Source organism: Amycolatopsis sp. WAC 04197 (assembly GCF_003947475.1).
GTDB lineage: Bacteria > Actinomycetota > Actinomycetes > Mycobacteriales > Pseudonocardiaceae > Amycolatopsis > Amycolatopsis japonica.
In genome coordinates, this window is the sequence record NZ_QHJK01000008.1 from 367,263 (window position 1) to 379,573 (window position 12,311).

8 protein-coding genes are annotated in these 12,311 nt (G+C 71.6%); 5 read left to right on the forward strand and 3 right to left on the reverse strand.

Features of this window, described 5'->3' with window-relative positions; genetic code table 11:
- Positions 1-9 precede the first annotated feature (9 nt).
- The 3 genes from DMC64_RS28745 to DMC64_RS28755 are packed head-to-tail and all read right to left on the reverse strand — an operon-like array spanning position 10 to position 3,100.
- Positions 10-1,236, reverse strand: a complete 1,227-nt coding sequence (locus DMC64_RS28745; RefSeq protein WP_125736055.1) for a glycosyltransferase — start codon at positions 1,234-1,236, stop codon at positions 10-12.
- Positions 1,233-2,066, reverse strand: a complete 834-nt coding sequence (locus DMC64_RS28750) for an SDR family NAD(P)-dependent oxidoreductase (RefSeq protein ID WP_125736056.1) — start codon at positions 2,064-2,066, stop codon at positions 1,233-1,235. Before DMC64_RS28750 ends, DMC64_RS28745 begins: the two co-directional genes overlap by 4 nt.
- Complete coding sequence (locus DMC64_RS28755) at positions 2,063-3,100, reverse strand: alpha/beta hydrolase family protein (RefSeq protein ID WP_199755129.1); 1,038 nt, start codon at positions 3,098-3,100, stop codon at positions 2,063-2,065. Before DMC64_RS28755 ends, DMC64_RS28750 begins: the two co-directional genes overlap by 4 nt.
- Before the next feature lie 447 nt (positions 3,101-3,547).
- On the opposite strand from DMC64_RS28755, the gene DMC64_RS28760 reads away from it, so the two are divergent.
- From DMC64_RS28760 to DMC64_RS28780, 5 genes are all read left to right on the forward strand, one after another.
- Positions 3,548-4,207: a hypothetical protein gene (locus DMC64_RS28760; protein WP_125736057.1), complete on the forward strand. Its 660-nt coding sequence runs from the start codon at positions 3,548-3,550 to the stop codon at positions 4,205-4,207.
- A 38-nt stretch (positions 4,208-4,245) separates the two neighbouring features.
- Positions 4,246-5,982, forward strand: coding sequence for a fatty acyl-AMP ligase (locus DMC64_RS28765; RefSeq protein ID WP_199755130.1), 1,737 nt, complete (start codon positions 4,246-4,248; stop codon positions 5,980-5,982).
- Complete coding sequence (locus DMC64_RS28770) at positions 5,979-10,175, forward strand: type I polyketide synthase (RefSeq protein WP_125736058.1); 4,197 nt, start codon at positions 5,979-5,981, stop codon at positions 10,173-10,175. Before DMC64_RS28765 ends, DMC64_RS28770 begins: the two co-directional genes overlap by 4 nt.
- Positions 10,172-11,665 (forward strand): MFS transporter, encoded by a 1,494-nt coding sequence (locus tag DMC64_RS28775; protein ID WP_125736059.1) that lies wholly within the window; start codon positions 10,172-10,174, stop codon positions 11,663-11,665. Before DMC64_RS28770 ends, DMC64_RS28775 begins: the two co-directional genes overlap by 4 nt.
- Positions 11,666-11,738: 73 nt before the next feature.
- On the forward strand, positions 11,739-12,263 hold the full coding sequence (locus DMC64_RS28780; protein WP_125736060.1) for an RNA polymerase sigma factor: 525 nt from the start codon (positions 11,739-11,741) through the stop codon (positions 12,261-12,263).
- Positions 12,264-12,311: the final 48 nt, after the last annotated feature.

Sequence of the window (12,311 nt, forward strand, 5' to 3'; positions counted from 1 at the left end):
CGCATACATTTAGCCCACGGATCGCAGCACCTGCCGGGCCCTCGCGACCCCGTCCTCCTCCCGTAGCCGCGCCGCGACGTACTGCGCGCCGCGGCGGAACAGGAGGTTGCCGGACAGCTCCAGCAGCCGCGCGGTCAGCGAGTCCGCGGTCAGCTCCCGCAGTGGCAGTGGACGTGGCCCTGCCCCGAGCCGGAAAACCCGGTCGCCCCAGTAAGGCTGGTCGGAGAAGACCGGGCATACCAGTGAGGGAACGCCCGCGCGTAACGCCGCCGCGGTCGTGCCCGCGCCACCGTGGTGCACCACCGCCGCGGTGCGCGGGAACAGCCACGCGTGCGGAACGTCCCCGACGGTCAGCAGATCGTCGTCGCCGTCTGCGGCATCGGTACCGAGCAAGCCGCGCAACCCCACGCGGCGCAACGCCGTGCGGACGGTCGCGAACGTCCGTTCCGCCTCCGACGGCCGCATGCTGCCGAAACCGACGTACACCGGAGGCGGCCCGGACGCGAGGAAATCACGCAGGCGCGGATCCGGCCGCCAGGCGGCGGGCGCCTCGAGGAACCAGTAGCCGGTGACGTGGACCCGCGCGGGCCAGTCCTTCGGCCGGGGCACCACGGCGTCGGAAAACCCGCACAGCACCGGGGTTTCCGTTCGACGCGGCCCGCGCAAACCGGCCGAGGGCAGGCCGAGTGACCGCTCGCGCCATCGGTCCACCTCCGGCCGCAGCACCTGCCACGCGACGGTGTCGACGGCGCGGAAGCTCAGCCGCCTGCCGCACGGCCCGGTCTTGGCCGCCCACGGCACCAGCGGATGCGCGAAAGCCCCTGTCGGAATGCTGGGCTGGTAGTGCAGTTCGACGTCGGGAACGCCGAGCGACGCACCCAGATGCGCGCCGAGGAATCCCAGTGTCGGGGCGAGTACGAGGTCCGCTCCCGCCGATCCCTCGTGGACGTCGGCCAGCAGACGCTCCATCACCGGGGCCAGCGCGCCGCGCAACCCGCGCAGGAAGGTCGCGGACGTGCGCCCCTCCGTCCATTCGCGTCCGCCGTCCGAACCGAGGATCTCCGCGGGATCGGCCGAAAGCGGCGCGAAATCCAGGCCGTGCGAGGTCACCAGGGTCCGGAACCGTTCGGCCGCCAGCACCCGCACCCGATCGCCGTCGAGACCACGCCCCAAGGCGATGCACGGCTGGACGTCGCCCCGCGAGCCGGGAGCGACGATCACGACCAGCCGGCTCATCGTTTCGCCGCCGTCAGCCGGTAACGAAGCCGGAACGGCAGGTTCGCCAGCACTGCGGCGATCCGCGCGTCCCTGCCCACCAGATACCGCGGCGCGAAACGGCGTGCGGTCAGCGCGTGGACCACGACCCGCGCCGCCCGCTCGGGCGGCACCCCGTTCCGCGCGGACCGTTCCGCGCTGCGCTCGGCCTCGTCCAGTTGCGCCGCATACCTTTCCCGCGCGGCTTCCGGCAGTGCGGCACGCACCTCTTCGGCGGCGGCGCGGGCACGCGGCCAGATCGAGGTCGCGACGGCGCCGGGTTCGACGAGGACGACGCCGATCCCGGACGGGGCCAGCTCGGCGCGCAGGCTGTCGGTCAACCCGACCAAGGCGAACTTCGACGTGTGATATGACCCGACCATCGGCCCCGCGATCCGCCCGCCCATCGACCCGACCGTGACGACCCTGGCACCGGACGCGGCGCGCAGCGCGGGCAGCATCGCCTGCGTGACGGCCAGCTGACCGGTGACGTTGACCTCCAGTTGCTGCCGGAAATCGTCGAGCGGGACGTGTTCCAACGGTCCCGGCCGGGCCATCCCGGCGTTGTTCACCAGTCCACGCAACGGGCCCGCCGCCGCGACCTTCTCCCCGCACTCCGCGATCGACGCCGGATCCCGCAGATCCATCCGCAGCACGGTGACCGCCTCGCCGAAGGTCCGCGCGAGGTCCGTTTCATCCGCGTCGGTGCGGACACTGGCCCAGACGTGGGCGCCCCGCCGGACGAGTTCGGCCACGCAAGCCCGGCCGATCCCGCTCGACGCCCCGGTGACCACAAAGGACGGACGGGTCACGACGCCTCCCCCGCCTTCACCGGCGCGGCGAGGGCACGCAGCATCCGCGGCCACGTCTTGTGCAACTGGTCCTGCCAGTACGCCCAATGATGCGTGCCCGCACCGTAGAAGTCCGTCATGACCGGGACACCGAGCCGGTTCAGCCGGTCGGCCATCGCGGTGGTCTGCCCGGAGCAGAGGAATTCGAGCAGCATCGCGCCGGGCAGCACGTCGATCGGCAGCTTGCCGTCGAACGGCCCCGGGAGGCCGTTGCCCGTCGAGAGGTACAGCTCGGTGCCACGCAGGCGATCGGCGTTCACCAGCGGATCGTGCGCGTCCCAGCGCGACGCCTCACGACGGCGGTCGCCCCAGAGCGCTTCGGGGTCTTGCCGAGCCGAGGAGACGATCACACTGGTGAGCAGCTCGCCGTACGGGCCCGTGGGGTTGAGGTTGCCGCTGAACGACCCGGCGAACCTGAACACCCCCGGCCGCCGGGCGGCGAGTTCGACCGCGCCGTAGCCGCCGAGTGACAGCCCCGCCGCCACTCGGCGACCGTCTCCGCGATAGCCCCGATCGATCAGCTGCGGGATCTCGACGGCGGTGAAGGTCTCCCATTGATTGAGCACGACGTTCTTGCCGTAATTCCACCAGTCGGAAAAGAACCCCGCCGAACCGGAGCCCGGCATCACCACCAGCGCGCCGGAGTCGTCGGCGAGCTTCCGGATGTCGGTGTTGGCGGTCCAGCCGCGATAGTCCTGCAGCCGTGTCTCCCCGGCGAGCAGGTACACCGCCGGCCACTTCCGGTCCGGTTCGGCGGCCCAGCCCGACGGCAGGATCAGCCGGACCATCGCGTAGCTCCCGACGCCGACCGAGCGCACGGTGAGGTCCAGCATCCGCGGGTCACCGTCCACAGTGGTCTGGGCCACGACGTGCGAGCCGTCGTCGGCCCTGGCGTCCGGGACACCGCTCTCGGCCCGCGCCGGAGCCACGACGACGGCCGACAGCAGGCAGGTGACGGCCGCGACCGCCCACAGCCGCCTCGAAGTATTGCGCATACGTAATCCTTTGTCCCGGTCGTTCGACAGAATTCGAAAATGTGACGGCGATTACCCGAGAAAGAAAATCAGCGGTGGCGACACGTTAAGCGGACGGGCCGCTTCCGCGCAATTGTCCTGCCCACAATCCGGGAGGACAATATGAATGCCAGGGAAACAAGAAAACCATCGGCCTCCCCCAGTCGGGTGACCCATCACTCACGGACAGTGAGCAACTGTGGCACGGGAGTACCAGACCGGCTCGCATACCAGCGAAAAGTCCGGAAAACGCAGGTCACACCCAGTACACGAAGGACATTTACGTTCTCTTGATGCCTTCCGGTATTCGATTTCCCGTCGTAGCCTTCGTCGTGCCGCCCGGGTTCGGCGTTCCCCGACGCGACCCCGGCGCCCGCGTCCCACCGAAGGGACCACCCCTCCCCAAGGACCCTTCCGAAAGGGCTATTCATGGCTGCCCGAATTCGCGCTCTCGTCGTGTCCGCCGCCGCGGTCGCGACCATTTCCGGCACCCCCGGAGAATCGATTCAGGCCGCGCCCGCACCGCCTCCCCCCGTGGTTCCGGAGGCCGCCCTGCTGCCACCGGAAACCGTCCCGCACGCGTCCGCGCGCGACGGTTTCGACGTGGCCTCGGCACTGTCCACGTCGGACCGTCGAGAGAGCAGGGTCGACGTCGGTGGTTGCGAAAACGTCGTCCACGGCAGGCTGGTCGGCGACGGCGCGGCCGGCCAGGGCTTCCAGTCCCCGGTCCCCGGCGGCCAGGTCTCCGAACTGGTCGCCCGCATGACGAACCCACCCGATCTGGCGGCCTGGGCCGCGCAGGCCGGGCGGTGCTCGAAGGTGACGGTCGACGACGCGGCCGGTACCGCGGTGTCGACCGTCACCGTCCACCCGGCTCCCCTCGTGCCGGGCGCGAAAACCCTTTCCTACGAACAACTCCTGACGCTCCCCGGGCAGCCCCCCGAGCTGCCGGGACTGCGTCTGCGCACCGTCGCCATCGCCGCCGACGACGTGCTGGTCGTGCTTCGTGACGCCGGGACCACCGGCCTCGATCTCGACGCGCTCGCCGTCGACGCCTGGCGGCACGCCGCCGGTCCGCTCGGCCGCTGAACCCCCCGCACCACCCGCCGATCCCCCGAGGAGACGTCATGTCCCTGGCCCCCGAAAACCTGCCCGCCACGGCCGGCCCCACCCTCCCCGACTGCCTGCGGCATTGGGCGGACACCGACGGCGACCGGCCGGCGGTCACCTTCACCGACTTCGCGACCGATCGCGCCGGGCGACGGCGGACGCTGACGTGGAAACAACTCAAGGACCGTGTCGACGCCGTCGCGAGCGCGCTGCCCGTCCGGGCAGGCGACCGGGTGGCGATCCTGTGCCCGCAGAGCGCCGAGTACGTCGTCGCCTTCCTCGGCGCGATCACCGCGGGCGCGATCGCCGTGCCGCTGTTCGATCCCGGGCTGCCCGGGCACGCCGGACGGCTCGCCGCGGTGCTGACCGACTGCTCCCCCACCGCGGTGATCACCACCGCCGCGGCCGAGGACGCCGTCCGCGAGTTCCTGGCCGGCCTGCCCGGCGGCGAGCACGTCACGGTCGTCGCGGCCGACAAGACGGGGCCCGTCCGCGCCTGGCCCGCCCCGGCCCCGGCGCCGGACGACGTGGCGTACCTGCAGTACACCTCCGGTTCGACACGCAGCCCGGCCGGCGTGGTGCTGACCCACGAGAACGTGCTCGCCAACGTCCGCCAGGCGGTCCACGGGCTCGGGATCGCACCGACGGGGACCACGGTGTCGTGGCTGCCGCTGTTCCACGACATGGGTCTCGTCCTCGGTTTGATCACACCGCTGGCGATAGGCATGCGATCGGTGCTGATGGATCCGCTGGCCTTCATCGAGCGTCCGGTGCGCTGGCTGGAACTGCTCGGCGACCACAACGGGAGCTGGAGCGCCGCCCCGAACTTCGCCTTCCACTACGCAGCGAGCCGGGTGCGCGACGAGGATCGCGCCAAGCTCCGTCTCGACCGGGTCGCCGCGATCGTCAACGGCGCCGAGCCGATCAACCCCGGCGTGCTCGACCGGTTCCACGAAACCTTCGCCGAAGCCGGATACACCCCGGACAAGACGAGGCCCGCGTACGGGCTGGCCGAAGCGACCGTGTTCGTCACCACCGGCCCCGGCGTTCCGCCGCGGGTCACCACGTTCGACCGCGCCGCGCTGGGCGCCGGAACGGCACGACCGTCGGACGACGGTCTCAAGCTGGTCGCCTGCGGTGTCCCGGTGGGTCAGCGAGTCGCGCTGGTCGATCCCGAGACTGGCGTCGCGCTGAAGGACGGTTCGGTCGGCGAGATCTGGGTCCACGGCCCCAACGTCGGCACCGGCTACTGGCAGAAACCCTTGGAGAGCACCGAAACCTTCGGTGCCAGGCTGACCGGCGACCACGAGGGGCTGCCGGCCGGCCCTTGGTTGCGCACCGGTGACCTCGGCGTCCGGTACGACGGCGAGGTCTACATCGCGGGCCGGATCAAGGATCTGCTCATCGTCGACGGCCGCAACCACTACCCGCAGGACGTCGAAGCGACGGCGGCCTCGGCCGACCGTGACATCCGCCCCGGCAGTGTCGCCGCGTTCGCCGTCGAAGGCACCGACACCGAAGCCGCCGTCATCGTCGCCGAGCACCGCGGCCACAGCGCGCTGACCACCGAGGACGAGCGGGCGCTCGCCGCGGCGGTCCGGCGGCTCGTTTCCGACGCGCACGGCCTCGCGCTGCGCGACGTCGTGCTCGTCCCGGCGGGCCTGGTCCCGCGGACCTCCAGCGGCAAGATCGCGCGGAGCGCCTGCCGCGACCGTTACCTCGCCGGCGATTACGGAAAGGCCTTGGTGCGATGAGAAACCCGTCGTTCGACACCCCCACGCTGCGCCGCTGGCTGCTCGACACCGTCGCCGGGCACACCGGCGTCGACGCGGCCAGGCTCGAAGCCGACCGCCCGCTCAGCGACTACGGCCTGTCCTCCCGCCAGGCCGTCGGTATCGCCGCCGACCTCGAAGACCTGCTCGGCACCCCGCTCCCGGCCACCCTGCTGTGGGAGAGCCCGACCATCGACCACCTGGCCCGCTCGCTCACCGGCGGCACCGAGCCCGAACCCGAACAGCCGGGCACGGACCGTCGCCGGACCGATCCGATTGCCGTCGTCGGCCTCGGCTGCCGCTGGCCGGGCGCGGACGGCCTCGACGAATTCTGGGAATTGCTGCGCAGTGGCCGCGACGCCGTCCGGACCGCGCCGCCGGGCCGGTGGAGCGCCGACGCGGCCCCGATCGTCGGCGGATTCCTCGACGACGTGGCCGGGTTCGACGCGGACCACTTCGGCATCACCCCGCGCGAAGCGTCCACAATGGACCCGCAACAGCGGATGCTCCTGGAAGTCGCGTGGGCCGCGCTGGAACACGCCGGAATCGCCCCGGCTTCCCTGCGCGGCAGCCGGACCGGCGTGTTCACCGGGATCTCGACACACGACTACGGCCACCTCACGATGGCGGAGGGCGGCGTGGATCTGTGGACCGCCACCGGTGCGGCCGGGAGCATCGCGGCCAACCGGCTCTCCTACGTCTACGACCTGCGCGGGCCGAGTATGGCGGTGGACACCGCCTGCTCCTCGTCACTGGTCGCGGTGCACCACGCGGTGCGTGCGCTGCGCGATGGCGAGGCGGATCTGGCGTTGGCGGGCGGGGTGAACCTCATGCTGCTTCCCGGACCGACGGCCGCGTTCGCCGCGGCGGGGCTGCTCGCCGCGAATGGCCGGTGCAAGACGTTCGCCGCGGACGCGGACGGCATCGCGCGTGCCGAGGGCTGCGGTGTCGTCGTGCTCAAACGGCTGGCGGACGCCGAGTACGACGGGGACCGGGTGCTGGCGGTGATCCGCTCCACCGCGGTCAACTCCGACGGCCGGTCACAGGGTATGGCGGCGCCGAATCCCGTTGCACAGCAGGACATGCTGCGCACGGCGTACCACGGCGCCCGGCTCGACCCGTCCACTGTGGACTACGTCGAGGCGCACGGCACCGGCACGTTGCTCGGCGACCCGATCGAGGCCCGCTCACTCGGCGCCGTACTCGGCAAGGACCGCCCCGCCGACGCACCCCTGCTGATCGGCTCGGTGAAGACGAACATCGCGCACGCCGAGGCGGCCGCGGGGATCGCCGGGCTGATCAAGGTCGTCCTCGCGATGACCCGGGACGAACTGCCGCCTCAGCTGCATTTCACCGCGCCCAACCCGCATATCCCGTTCGACGACCTGCGCCTGAAGGTGGTGACCGAACCGACGCCGTGGCCGCGCCGGTCCGGGCGGGCCACGGCGGGCGTGTCCGCGTTCGGTTTCGGCGGGACCAACGCGCACGTCGTCCTCGAACAGGCGCCGCCGCCGGAGCCGGTCCCGGACCGCGGCGACGTCCGCATCGGACTGCTGTCCGCCCGCACCCACGACCGCCTCACCGAACGGGCGACGCAGCTGGCGAACTGGCTGGAAGCCACACCGTCGCTGTCCCTGGCCGACGTAACCCACACGCTCGCCCGCCGCGACAACGGCGGTCCGCACCGAGCGGCCGTCGTCGCCGGGGGCACGGCCGAGCTGGCCGGGCTGCTGCGCGCCGTCGGCTCCGGCGCCGATCCGCTGCCCGCGGGCGCGGTCACCGGCACCACCCGGAGCACCGACGGGCCGGTGTTCGTGTTTTCCGGCCACGGCTCGCAGTGGCCGGGTATGGGGCAGGGGCTGCTGGCCGCCGAACCCGCGTTCGCCGCCCAGGTCGACAAGCTCCACGACCTGTTCACCGAGCACACCGGCCGCTCGCTGCGCGCCCTGCTCACCAGCGGGGATCCCCTGTCCCTGCCCGAAACGCAGACAGCCATCTTCGGCACGCAGATCGCGCTCGCCGCCCAGTGGGAGGCACTCGGGGTCCGGCCCGCGGCCGTCGTCGGGCACTCCCTCGGCTCCGCGGCGGCCGCCGTGGTGAGCGGCGTGCTCACCCCCGACGAGGCCGTCCACCTGGTCGCGACCCGGGCCCGGCTCCTGGGCACCATCGGGCCGGGTGGCGCGATGGCGGCGGTCGAACTGGCGCCCGAAGAGCTGGACCTGTACCCGGACATCGAACTCGCCGTCGAATCCGCGCCGGGGCAGCTGACCGTGGCCGGGGACGCGGTCGTGCTCGATCTGCTCGTGGCGGAACTCGAAGCGGCCGGGCTGCGGGCGCGGTTGCTGCCGGTCGAGGTCGCCGGCCACTCCGCCCGCGTCGACCCGGTACTGCCCGCGCTCCGGGAGGCGCTCGTCGAACTGGGCGGCCGTCGTCCCACGGTTCCTTGGTACGACACGGTTCTGACCGATCCGCGGGAGCTGCCGGACTTCGACGCCGGGTACTGGGCCACGCATCTGCGTCGTCCGGTGCGGTTCCGGCAGGCCGTGGCAGCCGCCGCCGCGGACGGGCACCGCGTATTCCTCGAAGTGTCACCGCATCCGATCCTGCGGGGTTCGGTGGCGAGGACGCTCGAAGCCGAGGGCATCGACGACGCGCTCGTCACCGGGACCTTGCGCCGGGGCCAGGACGAGGTCCGCGCACTGGGCGCCGCCGCGGCCGAGCTGTACTGCGCGGGCACCCGGATCACCACCGCCGATCCGGACGACGGGGCCCGGCTGGTCGACGTCCCGCCGATGCCGTGGCGGCACGAACGGCACTGGTACACGACAACCGAAGAGGCGCCGTCTTTCGCTGCCCGCACCCCGGAGCCCGACCCGGTGCGCAGTCGTGGAGGCGACCGGCTCACCGAGATCGTCGCCGCCGTGATGGGGCTGCGTGCCGACCGCCTCGACGCCCATGTCCCGCTGGTGGAACTCGGACTGGATTCCCTGATGGCGAACCGGATCCGCGAGGCCGTCCGCCGGGAGTTCGGCACCGAACCCGACTCGGCGGCCGTGCTCCGGGGCGCCACGCTCGCCGATCTCAGCCGCGATCTCGCGCCCCGCGAGAACGAGGAACCGCTGCCGTCGCGCGGTCGCGCCTGGGACGCGGCGGACCGGCTGGTGCTGCGCCTGTGGCAGGAACACACCGGCACCGAAGCGGCCGGAACACACGTCCGGCTGACCGAGACGGCTACACCGGACCGGCTGGCCGAGTTGCTCGCCAAGGGGCTCGGCGCCGAACTCGCCACGCCTGTCGACGCCGCCGAACTCCGCCGGCACGACACCCTCGCGGCCATCGCCGACGTCGCCCGCGCGGTCCTCGACACGCGAGAAGAACGGGGGCCGGTGCACGTCCTCTCTCCCGGCGAGCCCGGAGTCGCGCCGCTGCTGCTGTTCCACCCTGGCGGCAGCACGTGCACCGTGTACCGGCCGCTGCTGGAGCGGCTGCCCGCCGGTGTGCCGTGCATCGGGTTCGAACGCGTTCCCGGTGTCAGCATCGAGGAACGGGTCGAGCAGTTGCTGCCGTTGGTGCGGGAACAACGTCGCGACCGGCCGTACCGGCTGGCGGGCTGGTCGTTCGGCGGGGCACTGGCGTACGGGGTCGCCGCGCGGCTCGCCGATGAGGGCGAGGAGGTCGAGTTCGTCGCGCTGATCGACACGATGCTCCCGCTTCCGGAGCCGGACCTCGATGCGAGGGCGTCGTCGGCCCGGCGGTTCCTGCGCTTCACCGGATACGTCGAGGGGACCTACGGCCGAGAAGTGCGGCTCGGCCACGAGGAGCTCGCACCGCTGCCCGAAGAGGAGCAGATCGAGCTGACCATGCGGCGGGTCGCCGAAGCTGGCTTGCTCAGCCCCGGCGTCCTCCGGCACCAGCGTCAGTCCTTTTTGGACACACTGGCGGCCGAACGCGGCACGCCCCGTCGCTACGACGGGCGCGTCGTGCTCTACCGGGCGACCGAGCAGTACGCGGCCGGGCTGGCGATGGAACCCCGGTATTCGCGCACGGATCTCGCGGCGGGCTGGGCGGAGCTGTGCCCGGAGCTGGAGATCGTGCCGGTCGAGGCGCATCACCTGTCGGTGGTCGACCCGCCCCACGTCGATGTCGTGGCGAGGCATCTGACGGGACTCCTGTGACCACGGCCCGGGCCGAGCGAGCGGTCGACCGCGCCTGGCCGCTTTTGGCAGTACTCGGCGCCGGGCTCTTCCTCGTGGCGGTCGACGCGACCGTGCTGCACGTCGCGTTGCCCGACCTCGTCCGGCAGCTGCGGCCGGGCGCGGCGGCTCAGGTGTGGATCGTGGCGATCTACCCGCTGACCGCCGCGCCCCTGCTGCTGCCGTTCGGCACCCTCGGCGACCGGTACGGGCGGCGGCGCGTACTGGTCGCCGGGTACGTCGTGTTCGGGATCGCGTCGCTCGGTTGCGCGTTCGCGCCGAACGTCCCGGTGCTGCTGGGCTGTCGCGCATTGCTCGGCTGCGGCGGCGCGATGATCATGCCGGTGACGATGTCGCTGCTCCGCGAACTGTTCCCGGACCAGCGGCGTCGTCGCACGGCGATCGCGGTGTGCAGCGGGATCGCGGGCACCGGCTCGGTGTTCGGGCCGATCCTCGGCGGCGTGCTCGTCGAGGCGTGGGGCTGGCGGGCCACGTTCCTGCTGAATCCGCCGGTGATCCTGGTGGCGGTCGTCCTGGCGATGCGGTGGCTCCCCCGGAACCCACCCGGGCGGCGTCCGTGGGACGCGGTCAGTGCGGCGCTCGCGGCGGGCGGTGTCCTCGGGATCGCTTTCGCCGTCGGGCATCCGGGCACCTGGACCACGGCCGTCGCCTCGGGCGTGACCGGGTGTGTCCTCATCGGACTGTTCCTGCGCCGCCAGCGCCGGACCGATCCACCGCTGCTGGATCTCGCCCTGTTCCGGCGGCCGGGCGTACGGGCCGCGGTCGGCGGGGTGCTGCTGGTGATGAGCACACTCGTCGGGCTCGGGCTGTTGTTCGCCCAATACCTGCAGGTGGTGCTCGGCCTTTCGCCCACGGCTGCGGCGGGCCGGCTGCTCCTCGTATTGGGCGCGTCAGCTGTCGGAAGCGTCGTGACCCCGTCCCTGCTGGGACGCTTCGGCAACGCCCGGGTCCGGACGGCGGGGTTCGCGGCGGCGGCGGTCTCGTTGCTGGTCCCGGCGGCGGGTCCGGCCGCGCTGACTTCGCCGGTGCTGCTGGGTGCCGGGCTGACCGGGCTGGGCCTGGGGATGGCGCTCGCGCTCACGTCGAGCACCGACACCCTGCTTTCGGCGACGTCGGCGGACCAGGCTGGCGGTGCCGCGGCGGTGGAGAAGACCGGCTACGAACTGGGCGCCGGTTTCGGGACGACGGTGTTCGGTTCCCTTGCCGCCGCCGTGTACGCGGGGCACCTGACCGTACCGGCGGGCGTGCCGGAACCGGCGCGAGCGCTGGCGTTGTCAGGCCCGGCTCAGGCGGAGGCGGCCGCATCAGGCCTCACGTCGCATTTAGCCGACGAACTGCTCGACGCCGCGAAAGCCGCCTGCACCACGGGGCTTCAGGTGTCGGCGGCCGTCGCTTGTGCGGCGTTCGTGGTGGCCGTGCTCTCCGCCAAAATTCACAACCGCGCGTCCTGACGTTGCACGAACGAGCACTCTCGCTGCACCTACTGGTGAGATACGACCGTAGGGGAGGGAGTGGTGATGTTCGGTGAACGAGTACTCGGACTTCGACGAGTTCTTCAAGCACGACTTCGCACAGCTGGTGGGATTCCTGTGCAAGGCGGGCTTCGATCTCGAGACCGCGAAGGACGCCGCCGCGGATGCGATGGTCCAAGCCTTGGAACGCTGGAGCAGTCTTGACCACCCACGTGCTTGGGTGCGCAAGGCCGCACCCCGGATCGCCAGAGCGCAGCTACAGCGAACAGAAGAGGGTGTACGCCGCGCGGTCAAGGGTGATTGGTCTCAGCCTCTGGATCGAGAGACCGAGCGATTGATCTCCTTTCTGGAGGAGACGGCATGGGTCGCGAGCTTGGTGAATCAACTTCCGACGCGGCAGCGTGACGTCATCGTTTGGGCACTCGACGGTTTCTCACCGACACAGATCGCTGATCACCTAGGACTGTCGACCGTGACAGTCAGATCCAACCTTCGCCACGCCCGCAAACGACTTGAGCGGCTCTATGGGCAACAGAGACCGGCACAGGACCTGACAGAAGGAGGCAACAGTGACTGATACCCGCAACGTGCCGACCTGGCTGTCCCAGGCCAGTGATGCCTTCAA

Bases quoted from the DNA above. Each gene is read 5' to 3' on its own strand.
- DMC64_RS28745 (WP_125736055.1), bottom strand. From the start codon at position 1,236: ATGAGCCGGCTGGTCGTGATCGTCGCTCCCGGCTCGCGGGGCGACGTC.
- DMC64_RS28760 (WP_125736057.1), top strand. From the start codon at position 3,548: ATGGCTGCCCGAATTCGCGCTCTCGTCGTGTCCGCCGCCGCGGTCGCG.
- DMC64_RS28755 (WP_199755129.1), bottom strand. From the start codon at position 3,100: ATGCGCAATACTTCGAGGCGGCTGTGGGCGGTCGCGGCCGTCACCTGC.
- DMC64_RS28765 (WP_199755130.1), top strand. From the start codon at position 4,246: ATGTCCCTGGCCCCCGAAAACCTGCCCGCCACGGCCGGCCCCACCCTC.
- DMC64_RS28770 (WP_125736058.1), top strand. From the start codon at position 5,979: ATGAGAAACCCGTCGTTCGACACCCCCACGCTGCGCCGCTGGCTGCTC.